Source organism: Natrinema altunense, from assembly GCF_000731985.1.
Taxonomy (GTDB): Archaea; Halobacteriota; Halobacteria; order Halobacteriales; family Natrialbaceae; genus Natrinema; species Natrinema altunense.
This window is the reverse complement of the sequence record NZ_JNCS01000016.1, coordinates 28,971-48,842: the sequence shown is the minus strand read 5'-3', so window position 1 is coordinate 48,842 and position 19,872 is coordinate 28,971. Positions and strand designations below refer to the sequence as shown.

General features: G+C 65.9%; 23 protein-coding genes. 4 read left to right on the top strand and 19 right to left on the bottom strand.

The window, feature by feature from the left end:
* Nucleotides 1–174: 174 nt before the first annotated feature.
* The gene (gene cmk, locus ALTAJ2_RS18145) at nucleotides 175–786 is read right to left on the bottom strand and encodes a (d)CMP kinase (RefSeq protein WP_007109727.1); all 612 of its coding nucleotides are present in this window, start codon (nucleotides 784–786) and stop codon (nucleotides 175–177) included.
* Between the two features lie 145 nt (nucleotides 787–931).
* Nucleotides 932–1,411, bottom strand: a complete 480-nt coding sequence (locus tag ALTAJ2_RS18140; RefSeq protein WP_007109728.1) for a cupin domain-containing protein — start codon at nucleotides 1,409–1,411, stop codon at nucleotides 932–934.
* 165 nt (nucleotides 1,412–1,576) lie between these two features.
* On the opposite strand from ALTAJ2_RS18140, the gene ALTAJ2_RS18135 reads away from it, so the two are divergent.
* On the top strand, nucleotides 1,577–2,116 hold the full coding sequence (locus tag ALTAJ2_RS18135) for a hypothetical protein (protein WP_007109729.1): 540 nt from the start codon (nucleotides 1,577–1,579) through the stop codon (nucleotides 2,114–2,116).
* Nucleotides 2,117–2,205: 89 nt separating this feature from the next.
* Here ALTAJ2_RS18135 and ALTAJ2_RS18130 read toward each other — a convergent pair whose 3' ends face one another.
* From ALTAJ2_RS18130 to ALTAJ2_RS18095, 8 genes are all read right to left on the bottom strand, one after another.
* A complete protein-coding gene (locus ALTAJ2_RS18130; protein ID WP_007109730.1) occupies nucleotides 2,206–3,966 on the bottom strand; it encodes a YcaO-like family protein in 1,761 nt (586 codons plus the stop codon).
* Between the two features lie 66 nt (nucleotides 3,967–4,032).
* Nucleotides 4,033–5,271, bottom strand: a complete 1,239-nt coding sequence (locus ALTAJ2_RS18125) for a cation:proton antiporter (RefSeq protein WP_007109731.1) — start codon at nucleotides 5,269–5,271, stop codon at nucleotides 4,033–4,035.
* 145 nt (nucleotides 5,272–5,416) lie between these two features.
* Nucleotides 5,417–6,889: an MATE family efflux transporter gene (locus tag ALTAJ2_RS18120; RefSeq protein WP_007109732.1), complete on the bottom strand. Its 1,473-nt coding sequence runs from the start codon at nucleotides 6,887–6,889 to the stop codon at nucleotides 5,417–5,419.
* A complete protein-coding gene (locus tag ALTAJ2_RS18115) occupies nucleotides 6,886–7,479 on the bottom strand; it encodes a TetR/AcrR family transcriptional regulator (protein ID WP_007109733.1) in 594 nt (197 codons plus the stop codon). The genes ALTAJ2_RS18120 and ALTAJ2_RS18115 overlap by 4 nt, the downstream gene beginning before the upstream one ends.
* A gap of 197 nt (nucleotides 7,480–7,676) precedes the next feature.
* A complete protein-coding gene (locus ALTAJ2_RS18110; protein WP_007109734.1) occupies nucleotides 7,677–8,126 on the bottom strand; it encodes an RNA-binding protein in 450 nt (149 codons plus the stop codon).
* 76 nt (nucleotides 8,127–8,202) lie between these two features.
* The gene (locus ALTAJ2_RS18105; RefSeq protein WP_007109735.1) at nucleotides 8,203–8,409 is read right to left on the bottom strand and encodes a hypothetical protein; all 207 of its coding nucleotides are present in this window, start codon (nucleotides 8,407–8,409) and stop codon (nucleotides 8,203–8,205) included.
* 301 nt (nucleotides 8,410–8,710) lie between these two features.
* The gene (locus ALTAJ2_RS18100; protein ID WP_007109736.1) at nucleotides 8,711–8,935 is read right to left on the bottom strand and encodes a HalOD1 output domain-containing protein; all 225 of its coding nucleotides are present in this window, start codon (nucleotides 8,933–8,935) and stop codon (nucleotides 8,711–8,713) included.
* A 269-nt stretch (nucleotides 8,936–9,204) separates the two neighbouring features.
* On the bottom strand, nucleotides 9,205–9,882 hold the full coding sequence (locus ALTAJ2_RS18095) for a type 1 glutamine amidotransferase domain-containing protein (protein ID WP_007109737.1): 678 nt from the start codon (nucleotides 9,880–9,882) through the stop codon (nucleotides 9,205–9,207).
* A gap of 153 nt (nucleotides 9,883–10,035) precedes the next feature.
* Here ALTAJ2_RS18095 and ALTAJ2_RS18090 point away from each other — a divergent pair, with 153 nt between their 5' ends.
* A complete protein-coding gene (locus tag ALTAJ2_RS18090) occupies nucleotides 10,036–10,500 on the top strand; it encodes an Hsp20/alpha crystallin family protein (RefSeq protein ID WP_007109738.1) in 465 nt (154 codons plus the stop codon).
* 70 nt (nucleotides 10,501–10,570) lie between these two features.
* Here ALTAJ2_RS18090 and ALTAJ2_RS18085 read toward each other — a convergent pair whose 3' ends face one another.
* A complete protein-coding gene (locus ALTAJ2_RS18085; RefSeq protein WP_049900554.1) occupies nucleotides 10,571–11,569 on the bottom strand; it encodes a DHH family phosphoesterase in 999 nt (332 codons plus the stop codon).
* Nucleotides 11,570–11,825: 256 nt separating this feature from the next.
* Here ALTAJ2_RS18085 and ALTAJ2_RS18080 point away from each other — a divergent pair, with 256 nt between their 5' ends.
* On the top strand, nucleotides 11,826–13,055 hold the full coding sequence (locus tag ALTAJ2_RS18080) for a thiolase domain-containing protein (RefSeq protein ID WP_007109740.1): 1,230 nt from the start codon (nucleotides 11,826–11,828) through the stop codon (nucleotides 13,053–13,055).
* Entirely contained in the window at nucleotides 13,055–14,503 is a 1,449-nt protein-coding gene (locus tag ALTAJ2_RS18075) for a zinc ribbon domain-containing protein (protein WP_007109741.1), read from the top strand. The genes ALTAJ2_RS18080 and ALTAJ2_RS18075 overlap by 1 nt, the downstream gene beginning before the upstream one ends.
* 156 nt (nucleotides 14,504–14,659) lie before the next feature.
* Here ALTAJ2_RS18075 and ALTAJ2_RS20465 read toward each other — a convergent pair whose 3' ends face one another.
* The 8 genes from ALTAJ2_RS20465 to ALTAJ2_RS18905 form a co-directional block, all read right to left on the bottom strand.
* Nucleotides 14,660–14,839, bottom strand: coding sequence for a hypothetical protein (locus ALTAJ2_RS20465; protein WP_081603373.1), 180 nt, complete (start codon nucleotides 14,837–14,839; stop codon nucleotides 14,660–14,662).
* Nucleotides 14,840–14,942: 103 nt separating this feature from the next.
* Nucleotides 14,943–15,941 carry an ornithine cyclodeaminase family protein gene (locus ALTAJ2_RS18070; RefSeq protein ID WP_007109743.1) on the bottom strand — a complete coding sequence of 333 codons (999 nt, stop codon included), beginning with the start codon at nucleotides 15,939–15,941 and terminating at the stop codon, nucleotides 14,943–14,945.
* 67 nt (nucleotides 15,942–16,008) lie between these two features.
* A complete protein-coding gene (locus ALTAJ2_RS18065; protein ID WP_007109744.1) occupies nucleotides 16,009–16,224 on the bottom strand; it encodes a hypothetical protein in 216 nt (71 codons plus the stop codon).
* Nucleotides 16,225–16,520: 296 nt separating this feature from the next.
* A complete protein-coding gene (locus tag ALTAJ2_RS18060) occupies nucleotides 16,521–16,946 on the bottom strand; it encodes a DUF3054 domain-containing protein (protein WP_007109745.1) in 426 nt (141 codons plus the stop codon).
* Between the two features lie 390 nt (nucleotides 16,947–17,336).
* Entirely contained in the window at nucleotides 17,337–17,951 is a 615-nt protein-coding gene (locus ALTAJ2_RS18055; RefSeq protein ID WP_007109746.1) for a toll/interleukin-1 receptor domain-containing protein, read from the bottom strand.
* Nucleotides 17,952–18,010: 59 nt separating this feature from the next.
* The gene (locus tag ALTAJ2_RS18050) at nucleotides 18,011–18,463 is read right to left on the bottom strand and encodes a hypothetical protein (RefSeq protein WP_007109747.1); all 453 of its coding nucleotides are present in this window, start codon (nucleotides 18,461–18,463) and stop codon (nucleotides 18,011–18,013) included.
* 78 nt (nucleotides 18,464–18,541) lie between these two features.
* Complete coding sequence (tpiA, locus tag ALTAJ2_RS18045; RefSeq protein WP_007109748.1) at nucleotides 18,542–19,186, bottom strand: triose-phosphate isomerase; 645 nt, start codon at nucleotides 19,184–19,186, stop codon at nucleotides 18,542–18,544.
* A gap of 75 nt (nucleotides 19,187–19,261) precedes the next feature.
* Nucleotides 19,262–19,807: a multiprotein bridging factor aMBF1 gene (locus tag ALTAJ2_RS18905; RefSeq protein WP_081603368.1), complete on the bottom strand. Its 546-nt coding sequence runs from the start codon at nucleotides 19,805–19,807 to the stop codon at nucleotides 19,262–19,264.
* Nucleotides 19,808–19,872: the final 65 nt, after the last annotated feature.

Genomic DNA, 19,872 nt, shown 5'->3' with positions numbered 1-19,872 from the left:
CAGACACGAAACCACGAACTCCTATTTGAAAGATTCGCCAGTAAGACGGTTGTATGGGAATAAAGATCGTCTTATCGGCGGTTCCGACGCCACCACGGTCGCTATGTGTCGGTGGACGGCCACTCGAGGGCGATCGAGACGACTGCAAGCCGGGGTCCACTTCGGTCGCGACGGCTAGATGTCCATCGGCGGGGTGGTGAACGCCCCTTCGTCGAGTTCCGGATCGTACTCCTCGATCGCCGCTCGGACCAGCCGAAACACGCCGGCCTTGCTCCAGCGGGCGGTGTTGACGTGCAGATCGTAGAACGAGCGGTCGCCGATGTCGATCTCGTAGTACGATTCGTATCGGCCCGCCTCGCTGACCTCCCGCACTCGCATCTCGGCTTCGGTCTCAGTGCGGTCGTCGATCCGCTCGAGGCGGACGGTCTCCGGGGCGTCGAGCCAGATCCGTAGGTCCGCGCGGTCGCCGGCGAGCCAGCCGGCGAGCCGGGACTCGAGGATGAACGGTTTGTTGGCCATGCCCCACTCCTCGGCGATCTGTTGGAGCCGCTGGTCTAGCGCGCGGTCGATCTCGTCGGACTCGTCGGCTTTCGCGGTCAGTTGGTTGAGGGTCATCCCCCGGTCGTCGGCGAGTTCGCGGAAGATGTCGCCCCCCGAGACGTACGGACAGCCGATCGCATCGGCGAGTCGCTCACAGAGGGTCGTTGCACCGCAGCCCGGCGGCCCGGAGACGGTGATGAAGAGGGACGTATCGATCTCCGCACTCGAACTGTCTTGTGCAGCCATACTCGATGGTCTCGGCCCCACATCAACAACGTTCCGCTCTTTCGGAACCGGCACCGTCGGGTCGCCGCGCGGAGTCGAGAGCCGAACGCGTCACAAGTGCGTTCGATCGGGATTCGATTGCCGGTCGATCGTAACCACACGACCGCTACTGCGGCACGAACGCGTTTCCGCACTCGGTACAGGTCAGCCGGAAGTTCCCGTCATCGGTGAGTTCGAGGCCGTGGCCGACCTCGTCCTCGCAGTCCTGACAGTAGACCAGCGACTCGAGTTGGTCCCAGTCGTGTTTGGACTTGGGCGCGCCGAAGGCGAAGCCGACGACCTGCTCGTCACCGTCGTTGTAGCCGTGCTGGAAATCGCCGGGCTCGAACCGGATGACCTCGCCCTCGTCGACGGTGACCGTCCGGTCGTCCGTGTCGAACGTCGCTGTCCCGGCCTGGATATAGAAGACTTCTTCCTGATCGTAGTGGGTGTGCATCCCGCCCGAGAACGACTCACCGGGCTCGAGTTCGAAGTAGTTCATCGCGAAGTCCGAGAAGCCGAGCGCGTCCGAAACCGGCCGTCGGACCGAGTGGACGTCCATGGGATTGGTCTCGATGTCGACGTCGTCGATTGCGACTTTCTCCATGCGTGGTCGTTCGGCTCCCGAGACAAAAGTCCCGTGGGTGGTGATGACTGACGCTGTCCGAGGCTGGGTCCGCCGTCGGGTCGCGTTCCGAGAAGAGTAACGCATACAGTCGTCCGCCCCGGAGACGCACACGTGAACCGCCGTACGGTACTTCGGACCGCCGGAATGGCCGCGCTCGTCGGGCTTTCGGGCTGTCTCGAGGCGCTCGAGGAGCACTATCAGGGCAGTTTCCAGGGGCTGGTGCCTATCGAGATCCACAGCGAGGCCGAGCGCCACTACGACCTCACGCTCGAGGCCTACGAGTCCGGGACGAACCGGCGGACCTACGACGAGAGTTACACGGTCACGGCGAACCAGTCGGCGTCGCCCCCGCATCTCGACGCAGTCGAGCAGACCCTCCGCGTGGTCAAGTACGGCCGGGACGGCGAGGAACTGGCGTTCAGGGAGGCCACGATCACGCCGAACACGAAGTTCGTGAACGTGAAGCTCACCGACGACAATCTCATTTTGGATGTTCGCCGGAGCGGGGAACCGGACGGCCCGGGGCCGACCGCCGAGCCCGAACCGGACGAGTCCGTGACGAACGGCTCCGAACCGGCCGGATCCGCGACGAACGAATCCGGGCCGAGCGACGGCGAGACGGGAAACGGGGACGCGCCGGCACCCGAACGCGAGCCGCCGTCCGACCGCGATAGTACTACCTGAACCGATTCACACCCATCGCACAGCCGTCCTGCGAGCAGGTGTGCAGTGATGGGCAGCGGCTCCGATACCGGACGGGATCGACAACCGCATCAGGGATACGGATGGAACGCCCGCTCGAGGCGCGGTTCGAAGCCGAGTTCCGTCGGGACCGTCCGCGCTCGCTCGCCGAAGAACGGCTCGTCGGTGAACAGCGGCTGTGCGCCCGGTACCAGGACTCGGACCGCCTCGAACCCGAGTTCGTCGATATCGCGGGTCGTCAACCGAGCGGCGTACGGCGTCAGCCCGACGTCGGCCGTCCGCGAACACAGCGCCTCGAGTCGGTCGCGGCCGGTCGGCACGGGATCGGGGCCGACGCTCGTCGCCGGAACCGTCCGCTCGGTGTCGACGAACGCCTGCGCCTGTTCCGGGAACGAGGCGTACTCGCCGATCTCCCCGCCGGCATCGTCGGCGTCCGCCGGCCCGAGACTTCGGAGCTCCATCCAGTTCTGGAGCGCTTCCTCGAGCGCCGACGCTGCGGCCGCCGCGGCGTCGAGTCCAGCCGCCGAGCCGACGGCGAATGCCGGCCAGGAATCGTCGTCGGCTTCGACCTCGCGCCCCTCGAGCGCGTCCGGGTCGCGGTGAACCGCGACGGCGACGACGGGAACGTCGATGTCCTGTGTGACGAGCAGCGGCGTCACCGACAGCCCCTCGCTCCGGGCGCGGCGCTCGAGCGCGTCGAAGGCGTCCGTCTCGACCGACAGTCCGAGCGGGTCGAACGTCGAGTACCACGCGAGCATCGTCGCGTCGCGCTCGATGACTTCGGTCAGCCCCGAAAGCAGCGCGTCGACGGTCGAGGACCCCAGCCCCAGCCCGGTCGTGATCGCCGGGAGCAGCGACGCGCCGGGCTGGGGGAACTGCACCGCCGCGGCGGGCAGATGCGCTGTCTCGCCGGTCACGAGGTCCTCGCCCGGCACCCAACGGCGGTCGTCGCTCCCGTCGTCGGCCGGCGCGTCGGCCGGCCGAACGAAGTCCGTCGGTACGACCGCGTTCTCGAGGGTGGCTTCGCTCGTGCGGACGAAATCGGCCTCGCGGTAGACGCCAGCACAGTAGCGCTCGAGGCCCTCGCCGACGGCTTTCATCAGCGCTGCGTTCCAGTCGGTCGCGACGCCGGCCGCCTGTCGCGGCGCGCTCGCGTCGCTGTATGCGGCAGTGTCCGCGACCGTCGACAGGTAGTAAGGAGCCGGGAAGGACTCGATCTCGCCGATACTGGTGATCGGTCCGACGCGGTCGTCGATCGCCCCCTCGGCGCGGTCGACAGCGGCGTCGAGGGCGAGCGACGCGGCGTCGCGGTCGAGCGATCGATCCCGGCCGTCCTCGGCACACTCGCACCCGGGAACGGGCAGAAACCGGCGTCGGGCGTGGGGCACCTCGAGTACCTGCCCCATGATCGATCGCTCGTCGCCCGAGAGGACGCGCACGCACTCCCGGCCGGCGACCGCACCGGCGAATCGCGCTTCACTGCGGTCGGCCTGTGGTCCGTCGGCCCGCTCTTCGACGTTCGACGCGACGCGGGCGCGCAGACAGTCGAAACACCCCGTCGCGGGCGCGAATCCGGTGATCGCGGCGTCGACGCCCGGCATGGGGTGGCCCCCGACGCCGCCGATCTCGACGGCGATCCAGGGCGTTCCGCCCGTGCGGGCGGCCTCGTTAGCTCGGTCGAACGTCGCCGAGCCGGCGACATCGCTGACGACCGCAAAACGAGCGTCCGTGAGCGCCGCCGGCTCGGCCTCGCGGACACCGACATCGACGTCATCAAGCGCGGTGACGACCGCCTCGCGGACCGGATCGTCACCCACGACGTGGACTTGCATACTCCCCTCTGCTGGCGCGGGCGGCAAAAACGCCCCGCTCGAGTGACGACGGAACGGGATCGGTCCTCAGTCCTCGACCGCGGCCGCCGAGTCGACGTAGACGAGTTCACCCCTCGCCTCGAGCAGGCGGACGCCCCAGGTGACGGTAACGGGGACGAGCGCGGTCGTGAACACGGCGATGAAGACGAGGATCGAGAACATCTCCGCGTCGATAACCCCGGCTTCGAAGGCGACCTGTGCGATGATAATTTCGACGGTCCCGCGGCCGTTCATGCCGAAGCCGACGACCAGTCCCTCGCGGGAGGTAAGCGACGTCGGCAGCGAAAACAGCCACGAGCCGACGATCTTCCCGACGAAAGCGATCGCGACCAGACCGGCGAGGACGGCGGTGGAATCGAAGAAGACGCCGAACGTGATCTCGAAGCCGACCGTGACGAAAAAGATGGGGGCGAACAGTCCCATCGCGAGGTCGTACATGACCGTATGCATGTGCTCGTAGAGCCCGGTCTCGACGTCCGCCTGCCGGAGAAACATCCCCGCGACGAACCCGCCGATGATCATGTGGAGGTCAGCGAGCGTCGCGAGGTGGGCGAACAGCAGGGAGACGAGCAGGGCGAACGTAAACGCGGTGGTCCGATCGACGAACCCGTACCGTTCGCGCTGGCGCTCGATCGACCGCCACGCGATCGGGAGGAACCGATAGCCGATCAGGAGCGTCACTGCGAAGAACCCGATCGCCTGCAGGAGGATCATCGCGATCTCGGCCGGGTCAAGCGAGCCCACGGTCACGTAGCTATCGACGCCGGCGAACGCGATGAGGACCCCCACGTCGGAGGCGAGCGCGCCGCCGAGCAACACGTTCGCGATCCGGGTGTCCAGCAGATCGAGGTCGGCGAGGATGCGGGACTTCGTGGCCAGCGACGTGGCGGCCATTGCGAGCCCGAGGAACAGCGCCGCGCCGACGGAGACGCCGAGCCAGACGCCGGCCGCGTAGCCGAGGCCGAACGGAATGACGAACGCGCCGAAGGCGATCAGCAGCGACTGGGGGCCGAGTTCGAACAGCTCCCGCAGATCGACCTCCATGCCGACGTAGACCATCAGGAGGAACACCCCGAGCTCGGAGAGGACCGAGAGGAGTTCCGAGGGGCGTAGGAGTCCGAACAGCGCGGGGCCGAAGGCGATGCCGGCGAACAGTTCGCCCATCATCGTCGGATAGCCGACGCGCTCGGCGATCGCACCGAACACCCACGCAACTGAGAGCACGAGGAGGAGGCTCAGGATATCGATGGAAACGGTTTCGACCATCGTTACGGCCACCCGTCGTCCGCCGGTCGAACGTATCGTGGGACCCGCGGTCGGCCCTGCCGGTGTGGACTCACTGTTGACTCACCTCTCGAAACTGGGTTCGGTCGGCTGTGACGGCACACAGCTACTTTACTGGACAGGGCGGTCAGTCGTCGGTACTGGTCTCGAGGTCGTCGCCGATCGCCGGCCCCGCCGGACCCTCGGTGACAGCGACGTCTCGCCAGGTGCCCCGACGGTACCAGCCGTAGGCGAGGGCGGCACCGACGACGTTCGAGACGGCAAAGGCGATCCAGATGCCGCGGTACTCCATCGTCGTCTGCGAGAGGGAGTAGGCGATCGGGAGCCGGACGGCAGCGTATGTGACGAGGACGATCGCCGCCGCGGTGAGCGTCTTCCCGGTTCCGCGGAAGCTCCCGTTGTAGGCCCGCATGACGCCGATGAAGCCGAAGGACGGTGCGACGTACCGGAGGAAGGTAACGCCCACTTCGATGACCTGGGCGTCGTCGGTGAAGGCGGCGGTGATGGGTCGTGCGCCGAACCACGCGACGATACCCATCACACCGAGGACGAGGAACATGATTCGGGCGGCGAAGTCGGCGGCGGCCGCCGCGCGGTCCGGTTTGTCCGCCCCGACGTTCTGGCCGGTCATCGTTTCGACGCCGCGGGCGACCGCGATCGCCGGGAGGAAGACGACCGAGAACACGCGCGTGCCGATGCCGTAGGCGGCGACGACGTAGGTCGGGAACAGGCCGACGATCACCAACAGGAGGTTGATCGACAGGGCTCTTCCCATGCCTTCGATGGACGCGGGAAAGCCGATCGAGACGATTTTCTTGGCAAAGGCGAGGTCCGGACGCATCTGTCGGAGCCGGATCTTGACCCCTCGCGTCCCGCGGAACATGATCGCGAGTCCGACGACGAGCGCGAGGGCGCGGGAGATGACCGTCGCGACCGCTGCGCCCTCGATCCCCAGCGTCGGGAACGGCCCCCAGCCGAAGATCAGGAACGGGTCGAGGACGACGTTGAGCAGGACGGATCCGAACATCACCAGCATCGGCGTGATCGTGTCGCCGTAGCCCCGCATGAGCGCGATGAAGACGAAGAACCCGAACATGAAGGGCATCCCCAGCGAGATAACTTGCATGTAGTCGGTCGCCAGCGGTAACACGTCCTGTGACGCGCCGAAGAGTCCGAGCAGTCCATTGACGAAAACGTAGCCGATGAGCCCCAGTACCGACGCGCCGAGCAGCGACAGCGCGACGGTCTGGGAGGCGGCGTACTCGGCCTCGGCCTCCTCGTCGGCACCGATATGCTGTGCAACCAAGACGCTACCGGCGACCGATAGCCCCATCCCGACGGAGATGAGCAGGAAGACCATCGGGAACGCGAAGCTGATCGCCGCGAGCGCCTCGGTGCTATACTGGCCGAGCCAGAACGTATCGATGAGGTTGTAGGCCGTCTGCAACAGGTTCGTCACGATGATCGGCAGCGACAGGTAGAACAGCGGCTTCGCGATACCGCCCGAGGTGAGATCGAACTCGTCGCGACCTTTGAACAGTCGGGAAATCCGGTTCGGGAGGCTCTTAAACAGTCGAGAAAGCCGAGCCAGAAGGCTCATTCGCCGGCCTCCATTCCGTCGTCGACCGGCGTCTTCGTGTCATCCGCCAGGAGGAATTCGTCGATATACTGGTGGACGTGACGTTTCGTTCGCTCCGGAGACCGATCGACCGCGGCCGCTCGCGTCTCCGACCCGTTCGAGACCGTGACGAGGAAGTCGGCCGTCTCGTCCGGATCGACGTCAGCGCGGAACTCCCCCGCCTCGAGACCGTCCGCGACGAGGCTCGCGAGACGCTCGTGGAGCGCCTTGTCGAACTCGACCAGTTGCTCCCGGTAGGCCTCGTTGTACGGCGACTGGGCCTTGATCTCGAGGATCGCCGTCCGGAACTCCTCTGCGGACGCCTCGTCGGTCGGAGTCAGCAACTCGTCGAGGAACTCGTGGAGCCGCTCGGTCGGCGTCTCCCCGGGAATCGTCCGCGTCCGCTCCTCGAACCTGTTCAAGAGAAACGCCAGAAACGACTCGAGGAGGTCCTGTTTCCCCTCGAAGTGATAGTGAAGGGTTCCCTTACTTTTGCTCGATTCCTCGGCGATATCCTGCATCGTCAACTCCGCGTAGCCGTGCTTACACAGCGCGCCGTACGTTGCGTCCATTAGGTCGTCGATCGTCTCATCTGTCATTCAGAAAATCTCTACACGAACTTACTGACTGGCCAGTCAAAAGCCCTTCGCAACCGGGCGATCACGTTCGGTCGAATCGGACGGGATCACCCCGGGAGGGCTGGGACGCGTCGAAATCGTTCTCGGAGATCGGACTGCGCCGGGCGATTCGGATCGATCGGTGAGGCCGGTTACTCGCGATCGCGAAGGCGCTCGAGAACCGTTTCGGCGTTTTCGACGGCCTGTTCTTTCTTCGCCGGATAAGCCTCGACCTTCCCGCGGAAGGTGATCCCCTGTCCGAGGCGGACGTCCCCCGCGAAGGCCGCCTGTTTGTCGAGTCGCAAGAAGAGTTCGGTGTTCTCGGTGACCCGTTCGTCGAGTTCGTCGATCAGTTCGTCGAAGCGCTCGAGGTCGGCCAGCCGCGAGAGGACGTGTCGGAGATCGTCAGCGTTCTCGACGCGGGCCGAGAGGACGAGGATACGGTCGCCGTAGTGGCCCTCGCTCTCGGTGCGTTCGATCTCGAACGGCTCGTCGTCGCCGTCGGGGAGGAAGGTACGAAGGGCTTCCTCGACGCGTTTTTCGTCCTCGGTGGCGTAGCAGAACGTCCGTAAATCGACGTAGTGAAGCGGGATTTGTGGCATCTGCGATTCGAAAGTCGGTGTGGTGAGTGCGGGCGCGGTGGTGACGGGTCTCGAGAGGCCGAGCCGCAAGCGGTGTTTACTCCTCGTCGGCGTCTTCGTCTTCGGCAGCAGCCGCCTCGAGATCGTCCTCGGGGACGCCGGCCTCCTGCCCGTCGTCGAAGCTGATGGTGTAGGTAACGTCGCCGAACATCGACTCCATCGTCTGGGAGACGGTGCCGGTTTCGCCGTCGAACTCGCTGTGCTCGTCGTGCAGGACGACGCGATCGTCTTCCTCGAAGCTCATGGGTTGTGATTCCCCGTCTGCGTGTAAAAAGGGACTGATTTGGACGTATCGGTATTGTTGCCGACAGACGGACGTAGCCGGTGCTTCAGGTAGCGCAACGAGGGTCCCGGAGATCCGTCGGGGAAGTCGGAGCCTTCCAGGGGCGGAGTTCGAGGGGGCGAGCGGGACTACTGACCGTCACTGCATACCGGAGCGCACGACGACGGCGTGTTCAGTGTGGGACTCGGCTCGGATTGTACTGGGAAGGAACGAGACACGACTGCCGGGAGGCCGCGGTGAGATTCGAAGGGCGCAAAACCGATCATTCGAGCACCACTCGCTCGGCATCAACGGTCACTGTGAAGTCCTGGTAGTCGAATGCGACGCGGACGGCGGCACCACCGGTGACGAGCGTATTGAGCGCCTCGGGATCGACCGTCTCGTACAACGGCTCGAGTTCCAGGACCGGTGTATTCGTTTCCGTAGCGACAGCACGAAGGACGGTCTGACTCGGGGAATCGCTCCCCTCGATCTGGCGTACGATCATGGTTATCGGGTTCGGTGGGGACGTTCTCCGTGTTTTCGATCGTGTGTTGCCGGCTAACCGTTTTAAATATTTTGAAGTGTTCAATGAAACAATCTTAAATGTACATTCTACGGCCGAGAATAGCGGTGATCAAACGCGGTCGCACGCCGTCACAGCCGACCCGGAGTGCGCTCATTGGGTCCGCGACACGGCGGCCCCCTGAAACGGATTCGCGGGGACGGACGCCTCGGTCGAGGAAAACGACCGCGGCGAATCGGCTTCCGGTCCGTTCAGGCCTCGAGTTCCTCGAGGAGGGTTTCGGCGGCCGCGCTCGAGGAGCCGGGCCCGCGGGCGGTGATCAAGTCGCCGTCGACGGTGACGCTGGTCTCCGAATCGAGTTCGGCGTCCCAGTTGCCGCCGGCCGCTATCACTTCGTCTTCGGTCCAGTAGGGCAGTTTGCGGCCGTCGGGCATGCGATCGGCCTCGTCGACGATGCCCTCTTCCCACTCGTTGGGGAACCCGGTCACGTCGCGTCCGTTGACGATGAACGCGCCGTGGCTGTCACGGGCGAACCCAAGCATGCCGACGGCGTGGCAGACGACGAGCGCCTTGCCGTCGCCCTCGACGATGTCCCGGAGGAGTTCGCGAGCGTGTTTGTCCTGGTTGATGTCCCACGCGGTGCCGTGTCCGCCGGGGAAGACGACGGTGTCGTACCCCTCGGCGTCGGCCTGTGCGACCGGGATCGGGTCGTTCAGTCGCTCGTCGGTCTCGTGGACCTCGCGGACGTGTTCGGCGGTCTCCTCACCGACCTCGTCGGGGTCGAGCGACCGCTCGTCGATGACCGGCGGACTCCCCGACGGCGTCGCGACCGTGATCTCGACACCCGCGTCCGAGAGCGTCTCGAGCGGCTCGACGCATTCCTCTCCCCAGTACCCTTCTTCGCTGACGACGAATAGTGCGTCCGTCATGCATCACCACTAAGACGGGGAGCGTAAAAACGACCAGCCCACCCCTCGGTTCTGCCGCAAGTCGCTACGCTAACAGGTCCGTCTGGGGGAGCCTCACGGTGATCGTGGGTTGCTTTTTTCGCCGTCGACGCCCTACTTTCGGGAGGTGATCCCATGGCAGACCGACCGCGTCCGTTCGACGGTATCGACGACCTGCTCGACCGACTGAACCGGCAGATCGAGACGGCGGCCCGATCGTGGGAGTCGCAGGTCGACAACCGAAGTCAGTTCGATCTCTCGATGAGCGGTGCGGAGACGAGTCTGGACCTCGCGGACGAGGGCGACGAGTTCGTCGTCACCGTCGACGTCCCCGGCTACGAGAGCGACGACCTCGAGTTGCGCCTCTCCGGGCAAACGGTGGCAGTGTCCGGCGAACGGGAGCAGCGGCGGGCGGCCGGCGGCGACGAGGAGACGTACATTCGGCGCGAGCGGCAAACACAGTCGTTCAGCCGTCAGGTCCGGTTGCCGGAGCCGGTCGACGTCGACGCGGTTCGAGCGAGCGTCAACAACGGCATCCTGACGGTGCGACTGCCGAAGCACGAACCGTCGGCCGACGCCCACTCGATCGACATCGACTAACGGACCCGCATCGACGAGTCCCCTCGCTCGTCGCCGCCGTCACTGAGCGCCCCGCCGATCGCCGTCGGCGTCATTCGTCGAGGTTCAATGCGTCGAAAAACCGGCGGGTGAGCCGTCCGCCCACGAAGGAAAGCAGTTCGTCCTCGTCCCCGCCCTCGTCCGCGAAGAGGCCGAGTTCGATTCGGCCGCCCGCCATGTCGTGGTGACCGCCGACCGCACCGAGTTCATCGAAGCCCGCTTCCAGCGTCTCGCCCATGTGGACTCGCGGATCGATCGAACGGCCGCTCAGTCGGATCGCGTCGCCGACGACGCCGTAGACCAGTACCGTATCGACGCCCTCGAGATTGAGCAGGTAATCCGCCGCCTGTGGCAACGCGTCGGTTTCACCGGTCTTGCCCACGCTCGCGACGAGCGACGACCCCCGGCGCTCGCGGCTGACGATCGCTCGTCCGATCGCGTCCAGCGTCCCCGGCGAGAACGCGCTGCCGTACAGTTGTTCCAGGATCTCGAGTTCCGCGTCAGGGTAGACCGCGAGCGCCGCCTCGTACTCCCGTCGCGTGGGTTCGCGGACGAAGTCCAACCGCTCGCGGTGGAGCGCAAAGAGCAACGCGGAGGCCAGCCGCGAGGTCAGATCGACCTCGAGTTCCTGTAGGTACTCGACGAAGATCGTCGCCGTCGCGCCGTAGTCGGCGCGAACGTCCTCGAACGCGGCATCGGCCGACTCACCCGGATGGTGATCGATGACGACATCCGGAGTGACGCTCGCCGGAACCTCAGTGTTCGCTCCCGGTCTGGTGTGGTCGACGAAGCTCACGCTGTCGTACTCCTCGATCGTCGTCTCCGAGAGCGTCCGGAGACTGATCTCGAGTAAGTTGACGAACGCACGGTTTTGCTGGTGGGAAATCTCGCCGCCGTAGGTGATCGTCACGTCCTCGACCGCGTGTTCGGACGCGATCGCCTCGAGTGCGAGCGCGCTGGCGAGACAGTCCGGATCGGGATTGTCGTGACAGACGATCGCCAGTGAGTCGGTCCGCTCGAGGACGGACACGAGGTCGGCCGCACGCGACATATTCGACGTACGGGAACGAAACGCTTGAATCCCGCGTCGCGTCTCAGGAGCGACGAAACTGAACGGGGGCTGTCGACTCCGGTACCCGTCCGACAGGAACGTCGTCGGGACGTGCGTGACGATGGGTTCGCACTGCCCGGCGTCGTCCCGGCGAGTTTCACACATCGGAACGGTCGGTATCCCTTTCGAGCCAGGATGTCCCGCGCGAACCGTGCGTATCGGACACTTATTTCATCCGGCTCACTAAACGGTGTGTATGCGAGACGCGTATCTCGTCGGCGCGGGACAGTCGGACTACGGGGCCTTCCCCGCGGAGAGCTACCGCTCCCTGTTCCGCACGGCGTTCGACGCGGCGACGGATAGCGTACCGAAGGGGCTCGAGGCCGGGGACGTCGACGAGGCGTTCGTCGGGACCCTCGGCGTCGGCGGCCGCCAACTCGGTCTTTCCGGCCCCGCAGTGACCGAACACGTCGGCCTCGACGGCGTGCCGACGACGCGTGTCGAGAACGCCTGCGCGGCCAGCGGCTTCGCCGTGCGACAGGCCGTCCAGGCCGTCAAGTCGGGGATGGCGGACGTCGTCCTCGCCGGCGGCTTCGAGATCATGTCGGACATGAGTTCGGACGCGACGAAGTACTGGCTCGGCGTCTCCGGGGAAACCGAGTGGGAGCGCCTCTCGGGGACCACCTTCTCGGGCGTCTACGCCCAGATGGCGTCGGTCCACATGGAGCAGTACGGCACTACGCGCGAGCACCTCTCGCGGGTCGCCGTCAAGAACCACGAAAACGGCGCGAAGAACCCCCACGCGCAGTTGGGCTTCGAGTGCTCGCTCGAGGACGCCCAGTCCGCGCCGGTCGTCGCGGACCCGCTGAACCTCTATCACTGCTGTCCGACCTCGGACGGCGCGGCCTGTGCACTGATCGTCAGCGAAGACGTGGTCGACGAGTACACGGACGATCCGATCCGCGTGGCCGGCGTCGGTGCCGGCAGCGACACCGTCGGCCTCTTCCAGCGCGACACCTACACCGGCATTCCGGCGAGCCAGCGGGCCGGCGAGCAGGCCTACGAGATGGCCGGCGTCGACCCCGACGACCTCGACTTCGCGGAGGTACACGACTGCTTTGCCATCGCCGAGCTACTGGCATACGAGGATCTGGGCTTCTGTGAGACGGGCGAGGCCGGCCAACTGATCGAATCCGGTGCGACCGAGATCGGCGGCGAGCTCCCCGTCAACACCTCCGGCGGCCTCAAATCCAAGGGCCACCCCATCGGCGCGACGGGTGCCGGACAGGTCGTCGAGGCCTACAAACAACTCTCCGGGAACGCAGGCGAACGACAGGTCGAGGCCCCCACCCGCGGGCTGACTCACAACGTCGGCGGCAGCGGTGGTGCCGCTGTCGTTCACGTCTTCGAGCGCGAGGAGCGTCGCTCCTCGAGGAACTCGAGCGCACATCGTGCGCGAGAGAAGGAGCAGGAGGTGAGCGCCTGATGACCGCGATCACTGGCGTCGGCGCGTACGCGCCGCGGTTCCGCATCACCAGCGAGGCCTTCGAGGACGCCTGGGGCCAGTTCCACGCCGCCGGCATCAGCGAGAAGGCCGTCCCCTCGGCCGACGAAGACGCCCTGACGATGGGGTACGAGGCCGCGACGCGGGCGCTCGAGGCGGCCGAGGCCGATCCGGATGACATCGACTGGCTCGCGTTCGCCACATCGCGGCCGCCGGCGGCCGAGGACGATCTGACCGCCCGCCTCGGTGCGATGCTCGCGCTCTCCGAATCGGCGACCCGCCACGCGTTCACTGGCAGCACGCGCGCCGGTACGCGGGCGCTGTGGGCCGGTCTCGACGCGCTCGAGGCCGACGCGACGACCGCGCTCGTCGTCGCCGCCGACGCGCCACAGGGCGATCCCGACGACGGAATCGACCACGCCGCCGGGGCCGGCAGCGCGGCGTTCGTCCTCGAGCGCGACGGACCCGCGGAGATCGTCGACCGCGCCGAGTATTCCGCGCCGTATCCCGGCACCCGGTTCCGCAACACCGGCGAGGACGAGACGCAGGGGCTGGGTATCACCCAGTACGACCGGCAAGCCTTTACGGAGACGATCGGTGGTGCCGTCGCCGGACTCGAAGACGAACCCGACCCCGACGCGGTTGCGATCCAGGCCCCCGACGGGAAACTCCCCTATCGCGCCGCGGGCGCGGCCGGCGTCGGGACCGAGGAGGTTCGGGCCGCCGCGACGGTCCACGATCTGGGCGACCTCGGCGCTGCGAGCGTCCCCGTCTCGCTGGCGAGCGCACTCGCGGACGGCTACGAGTCCGTCCTCGCGGTCTCCCACGGCAGCGGTGCGGGGGCCGACGCGGTCGTCGTCAGCGTTGCGTCGAAGACGGACCGAAGCGACAGCGACGTGCCGGCAGTAACGGCACTCGAGGGTGACGGCCCGCTCACCTACGCCGAGTACCTGCGCCAGCGCGGCATCGTGACTACGGGGCCGCCGTCGGGCGGCGGGGCCTACGTCAGCGTCCCCTCCTGGCGACGCTCGATCCCGCAGCGGTATCGGCTCGAGGCGGGTCGCTGTTCGGCGTGCGATGCGCTTTCCTTCCCGCCGGACGGTGCCTGCGACGACTGCGGTGCACTCGCCGACTACGAGCCGGTCGAACTCGCGGGCGAGGGGACGATCGAGGCGGTGACGACGATCTCCCAGGGCGGCGCGCCACCGGAGTTCGCCGAACAGCAGGCCCGGTCGGGCGACTACGCGGCCGCGATCGTCGCGCTCGAAACCGATAGCGGCGACGAGACCGTCAGCGTCCCCGCGATGGGCACCGACGCCGATCCCGCCGCCTTCGGGGTCGGCGATCGGATCGAGACGACGATCCGCCGGATCTACACGCAGGAAGGCGTCACCCGCTACGGGTTCAAGATTCGGCCCGCAGGCGAGTAGCGGGCGCGAGCCGTCGAATCCGGGGTTTCGGGCTCCGTGGAAGATGGACGCTCGTCTCGGTAAGCTGATCGCTCGCTACGCGTGCGTATCGATTAGGAGCGGTCTCTCGGCTGCGAACGCCGTCCATCCCGTCGTCTCGAGAACGGTTGAGCGCAGTTACGACTGGAAATGCGGCCAGCTCTTTTCGGGGATCAGTTCGGTTTCGCCACAGCAGCCACACTCCGCAGGAGCCTCGTACTGGTGACCGCTATCGGTTCGTTTAGAGACCGTCCCGGCGTGTATCGTCTGACAGGCCGTACAGACGTACTTTTCCGGCATTTCTGGGGTGTGAGCCATGTCAATCCATACCCGTGCCATCAATATATAGCCGGGGTGGGAATAGCTCACAGAATCGCTGACGGACGGACGTGCTGAACGTACCGTCCGTCCGCTCGAGCGCCTAGTTCCCTGTCAGCGCCTCGCTCGCCGGTGCGAACTCGATCGTCTGTCCGAGCCCCCGTTCGCTGGCGCGCTCGTAGAGCAGGTACGCCGCGGCGACCGTCTCGATCCCCGTCCCGCCGCTATCGAAGACCGTGAGTTCGTCGTCGCTCGTTCGGCCGGGTTCGGTCCCGGCGACGACGTCGCCCAGTTCCGCGTGGACGTGGTCCTCGGTGATCGCTCCCTCCTCGAGCGCCTGGATGAACGAACCGGCGTCGACCGTTGCCCGGTCGCGGAGGTCGGGGACGTAGGTCGCCCGCGCGATCGTCTCCGCGTCGAGTTCGCGCTTGTCCGGCGAGTACTGGCCCATCGCTGTGACGTGGGTTCCGGGCTCCAGATCGTCGCCGTCGACGACCGGCTCGCTGGCCTGTGTCGCCGTGATCACCACGTCTGCGCCCGTCACGGCGGCGGTGTTCGAGTCGACCGCGCGGACATCGGCCTCGAGGGCGTCGTCGAAGTCGGATGCGAAGGCCTCGCGGTTCTCGGGCGTCGGGGAGTAGACACGGACGTCGGTGAATTCGCGGACGGTCGCGGTCGCGTGGAGTTGTCCCCGCGCTTGTGCGCCGCTGCCGATGATCGCGAGGGTGTCGGCGTCGTCGCGAGCGAGTTCGTCGACGCCGACGGCACCCACTGCGCCGGTCTTGAACGGGTTCATACTCGCGCCGTCGAGCAGGGCGAGCGGCGCGCCGCTCTCGGCGTCGAACAGGGGCGTCATGAACCAGCCGTCGGCCGCGCCGAAGCCGGCGCTGTACATGTATCCGCCCATGGCACCTGTGTCGGGCAGGATGGCGGCATAGGCCGTGAACATCCCTGCCGGGTCCTCGCGGAGGAACTTCGACCGCGGCTGGGCGGGCGCGCCCTCACCACGCTGGCGATAGCCATCGCGGACGGCGGCGACGTATTCGGCCGGCGTTGCGAGGGTATCGACATCCGAACTGGTCAGAAACAGCGTGTCAGTCATAGTCGACGACAGGGTTCGGAGACGTGAAAAAGGACCGAAAGCGGGGATAGAGACCGAAAGCGCAAGATCAGTCCGCGTTGATCGGCGGGCGCGTGGATCGAGATTCGTCGCCGGCGTCGACTGGCGTATTGACGAACATTGCGTGCCCGATAATTCCCATCGCGGCCAGCGAACCGAGCGGTATCGCCGTCGTCAGCGACAGTCCCACGAACAGCAGGGCGGCGGTGATACCGAACAGTGCGACTGGGATGAGGCCGAGGACAATGTCGTAATATCCAGTCATAATCTATCCTATAGTATGCGGAATAACCATATAAGTGTTTCCCATAATCGCCCGATGGTGAACATATACTAATCAAATATCCTCCAGGAATAATTTCTATAACTTATAGAATGGTTATGTAATCCCAGTCTGATAATGTGTTTCCGGTTGAGATACCGATGGCAGCGAATCGAACGGTACGACCGACAGTATTAGTCCACGAGAGACACGTCTACCGCTCGTTTCGTCCGAGCGTGATAGGAACGATGACGCTCAGTTCGACTCGCAATGATGACAGCAACCGGTATCGTGTCGACTTACTCCGTTACTGATAGGTACAGCGAGAACCCGAGCCGCCAGCCGAGCAAAACGGCCAGAACGGAGACGGTTATCACAACCGGGAACGGCCAGATCGTGCTGCCGTGTAACAGTGGAGCCCCCCTGAGCATGAGTCCCACGTTTGCCGCCGCGATCCAGGCGGTCGCCGTTACTCGGAGTCCGTCCCGGCCCAAGAGACGGTCACGCGTGTAGACGCCCGCGAGCGCTGCGACGGCGATCCACCCGATCACGAACGGAGCGACCGTCTCGAGCGATTCGAGCGGGGTCGCGATCGGATCGCCCCCGTGGTGGACGTAGCCGTAGAGGACCATCGCGGCGACGAGGCCGACATCGATTACCCCGGCGGCGATCCGCTCGCGGCCGGCTGCGCTGTCACGGACGCCCGTCTGAACTGCCGTGTCCATAGTCGACCGTGGGTGCCCCGTTCCTATTGATTCCCCGGTTCCGCTCGACAGCGTGGCCGGCGGCTGCGCGAGCGTGAGAAACGGATCCGGTCGCTCTCCGGACCGAATTCGACTCGATCTCGGCGGCCACCGGTATCCCTGACAGGAGAGGAGGAACTCGGCGACCGGCGGCCGCCGAGTGTCGTCCAACGGACAGAGCGTCTCCGTGCGAGGGTAGCCTCGCACGAACGAGCCGTCGGTCGGGAGGCACTTTGTTATCGACACCGTTCAGCGGCGACGGCCACACGGTCGGCTTCCGATCGACGGGTAAGCGGGCCCTACGCTCACGACCACCCGATTCAACGTTCCAGTTGTGACGGCCCTCGAGACGTGTGCCCCGCGACGGACGGCTTACGAGGGGTGCCCGTCTTTCCGGCCCGAAAAACCGATCGTCGCCGGATCGAAGTAGTACGTCGATCCGCAGCCGTCACACGAGGCGGTCAGGTGTTTGCCGTGACTGTGGAGTTTCCAGAGTTTCGTCTGCCCTCGCTCGAGTTCGAGCGTGACCGGCTGGCTGCAGTCGGTGACCGTACAGGGGAACCGAATATACCAGTTCGGGACCGACAGCGCGCCGAGCGGCGCGAGTTCGCTTCGGAGCCGACAGAGCAGGTTGAAGATGGTGACCGAGAGGTCGTCCCGATCGATCGTCACGCCTTCGACATCACTGATGAACCCGCGACAGCTGACTCCGTCGTCGCGGACCGGCAGGACGGGAATTCCTTTCGCCACCGCGTAGCCGACCTCCTGATTGATCCACGTGTTCCCGGTCGCGTCCTCGGTCAGCACGGCGACGACGAGATCGCTGTTGGCGAGGCGGCCCTCGAGTCGCTTTCGGGAGCGACCGGACTCGATCTCCTCGAGCGCGATGTGGACGCCGAAGGGGAAGTTCTTGACCGTCGAGAACAGGTCCTGAACGAGGTCGAGATTCCGTGGCGCGTGTGAAACGTACACCTGCTCTCCAGTCATTGGATCGTCTACGATACACACGCGTATGGGACATCATTAATCTATCCCCGCGTTCCTATTTAATGATTGTCCTGTTCGCGTCGGTTATTTGTGACAGTTGTGAGGACTCGCTGGGAGAACTCGAGTTGGGTCAGTTCCGATCCGAGTTCGCGGAACCACTCGCGTTCGACGTACCACCACCCGCGGATGTCGCCGTCGGTCGTCAGCGAGGTGGCCTCGAGACGGCCCGGCGTCCACTCCCGTTCGTCGCCGATCGTCACGAGCGTCCGCAAGACGGCACCGACCTCGGTGCTCGTGACGACGGGGGCTTCGGAGACGACTTCGTACTCGAGTTCGATCCCGGCCCCGTCCGCCTCGGGTGGTTCGTGGTCGTTCAGCCACCGAAAGGCGGTCAGATAGAGCCCGTGGCTCATCAGTCGGTTCTCGAGCGTGACGGCCACGGGTCGTTCCGCCGCCGCGGACTCGTCGCCGGCACCGGGATCGCTTCCGGGACCGTTCCCCTGATCAGTCATACGCTCCCTTCGGCGGGGATCGAGAAAAGTCGGTCGACGGGCTACGTCTTCGAGACGCGGTCGGTATCGGTGCCTGCTTCAGAGCGGTTCGACGAGGTTCTCGAGCGCCGATTGCGGATCGTCGGCCTTCGCGACCCCGCTGGCGAGCAGGACGCCTTCGGCACCCAGATCGCCCGCGGCGACGACGTCGTCGCCCGTACTGATGCCCGCACCACAGAGAACCGACACCGTGGGGTCGACGTTCGCTGCCGCCTCGACGGCGTTCTCGACGACGTCGGGATCGGCCTGACTGACCGGCGTCCCGGTACCGATGAGTGCGGGGGGTTCGACGGCGACGGCGTCCGGACCCAGGGCGGCGGCCGCGCCGATCTGGGCCGGGTTGTTCGCACAGACGACCGTCTCGAGGTCCGCCCGCTCGGCCGCGCGAACGGCACCATCGATGTCGGCCAGCTTCAGCCGCCGCTCGGAGTGATTAATCAGCGTGCCGACCGCGCCGGCGTCGGCAACGCTCTCGGCGAGCGCGTGACCGGTGTTGCTCCCGTGTTCGATCGCGTCGACGTGCTGCGCCCACGTCTCCGCGCCCGTTTCGGCGACGCGCTCGATGTGGGCCGCCTGCGGTGCGACGGCTAAACGAGCGTCAGTGGCGTCGTTGACGTCGCGAACGGCTTCCGCGACTTCGACCGGGTCACACGGATACGTCTTCAGATTAACGAGGACGAACATATCGGCAACCGCACCCGCCCGAAAGAAATAGTTTGCGAGTCGGCGGCGGTATCGAGGACGGAGCGACCGTCGCGGTCAGTCCTTGCGTTTGACGACGTCGCCCAGCGTGTAACTCCCCGTCGAGGAGCCGCCGGACCACTCCGTGTCCTCGCCGGAACTCCCCTGTGCGCTCAGGCTGATCTCGAGGAAGTCCTCGAGTTCGGTCTGTACCTCGTCGCTCGGCAGCGTCTCACCGCGTTCGATCTTGCGGATCAGGCTGGCCTTCTCGTTGAGTTCGTTCGCGAGATCGGACTGGCTGAGCCCCGCGTCCTCGCGTGCGTTGCGGACGCGGTCGTCGTAATCGGTCGCGAGTTCGTCCATGTCGTCGAACATGTCCGAGCGGCGCTGGCTCGAGCCGCCCGAACTGGCGGCACTCCGACTCGAGCCGCTGGACTGGCCGCCCCCGCTCGACGAGGACGAACTCGACCCGGTCGAGTACTTCGTCGACCCGCTCGAACTCGACGTGTCTTTGACTTCAGTGCCGAAGTCCGTGCAGTTCGAACACACGTCTAGCTTCGCGCCCTCGACTTTGATGGTGTTCGGGGACGACGTCTCGGCCCCACACATCTCGCACTGAACCATGTCGGACTCTATATCGCGGTGAGGGATAAAGCATGCGGCGCGGCTCCACGCCGTCGAACCACCCG

Bases quoted from the DNA above. Each gene is read 5' to 3' on its own strand.
- cmk (WP_007109727.1), bottom strand. From the start codon at position 786: ATGGCTGCACAAGACAGTTCGAGTGCGGAGATCGATACGTCCCTCTTC.
- ALTAJ2_RS18140 (WP_007109728.1), bottom strand. From the start codon at position 1,411: ATGGAGAAAGTCGCAATCGACGACGTCGACATCGAGACCAATCCCATG.
- ALTAJ2_RS18135 (WP_007109729.1), top strand. From the start codon at position 1,577: ATGGCCGCGCTCGTCGGGCTTTCGGGCTGTCTCGAGGCGCTCGAGGAG.
- ALTAJ2_RS18130 (WP_007109730.1), bottom strand. From the start codon at position 3,966: ATGCAAGTCCACGTCGTGGGTGACGATCCGGTCCGCGAGGCGGTCGTC.
- ALTAJ2_RS18125 (WP_007109731.1), bottom strand. From the start codon at position 5,271: ATGGTCGAAACCGTTTCCATCGATATCCTGAGCCTCCTCCTCGTGCTC.
- ALTAJ2_RS18120 (WP_007109732.1), bottom strand. From the start codon at position 6,889: ATGAGCCTTCTGGCTCGGCTTTCTCGACTGTTTAAGAGCCTCCCGAAC.
- ALTAJ2_RS18115 (WP_007109733.1), bottom strand. From the start codon at position 7,479: ATGGACGCAACGTACGGCGCGCTGTGTAAGCACGGCTACGCGGAGTTG.
- ALTAJ2_RS18110 (WP_007109734.1), bottom strand. From the start codon at position 8,126: ATGCCACAAATCCCGCTTCACTACGTCGATTTACGGACGTTCTGCTAC.
- ALTAJ2_RS18105 (WP_007109735.1), bottom strand. From the start codon at position 8,409: ATGAGCTTCGAGGAAGACGATCGCGTCGTCCTGCACGACGAGCACAGC.
- ALTAJ2_RS18100 (WP_007109736.1), bottom strand. From the start codon at position 8,935: ATGATCGTACGCCAGATCGAGGGGAGCGATTCCCCGAGTCAGACCGTC.
- ALTAJ2_RS18095 (WP_007109737.1), bottom strand. From the start codon at position 9,882: ATGACGGACGCACTATTCGTCGTCAGCGAAGAAGGGTACTGGGGAGAG.
- ALTAJ2_RS18090 (WP_007109738.1), top strand. From the start codon at position 10,036: ATGGCAGACCGACCGCGTCCGTTCGACGGTATCGACGACCTGCTCGAC.
- ALTAJ2_RS18085 (WP_049900554.1), bottom strand. From the start codon at position 11,569: ATGTCGCGTGCGGCCGACCTCGTGTCCGTCCTCGAGCGGACCGACTCA.
- ALTAJ2_RS18080 (WP_007109740.1), top strand. From the start codon at position 11,826: ATGCGAGACGCGTATCTCGTCGGCGCGGGACAGTCGGACTACGGGGCC.
- ALTAJ2_RS18075 (WP_007109741.1), top strand. From the start codon at position 13,055: ATGACCGCGATCACTGGCGTCGGCGCGTACGCGCCGCGGTTCCGCATC.
- ALTAJ2_RS20465 (WP_081603373.1), bottom strand. From the start codon at position 14,839: ATGGCTCACACCCCAGAAATGCCGGAAAAGTACGTCTGTACGGCCTGT.
- ALTAJ2_RS18070 (WP_007109743.1), bottom strand. From the start codon at position 15,941: ATGACTGACACGCTGTTTCTGACCAGTTCGGATGTCGATACCCTCGCA.
- ALTAJ2_RS18065 (WP_007109744.1), bottom strand. From the start codon at position 16,224: ATGACTGGATATTACGACATTGTCCTCGGCCTCATCCCAGTCGCACTG.
- ALTAJ2_RS18060 (WP_007109745.1), bottom strand. From the start codon at position 16,946: ATGGACACGGCAGTTCAGACGGGCGTCCGTGACAGCGCAGCCGGCCGC.
- ALTAJ2_RS18055 (WP_007109746.1), bottom strand. From the start codon at position 17,951: ATGACTGGAGAGCAGGTGTACGTTTCACACGCGCCACGGAATCTCGAC.
- ALTAJ2_RS18050 (WP_007109747.1), bottom strand. From the start codon at position 18,463: ATGACTGATCAGGGGAACGGTCCCGGAAGCGATCCCGGTGCCGGCGAC.
- tpiA (WP_007109748.1), bottom strand. From the start codon at position 19,186: ATGTTCGTCCTCGTTAATCTGAAGACGTATCCGTGTGACCCGGTCGAA.
- ALTAJ2_RS18905 (WP_081603368.1), bottom strand. From the start codon at position 19,807: ATGGTTCAGTGCGAGATGTGTGGGGCCGAGACGTCGTCCCCGAACACC.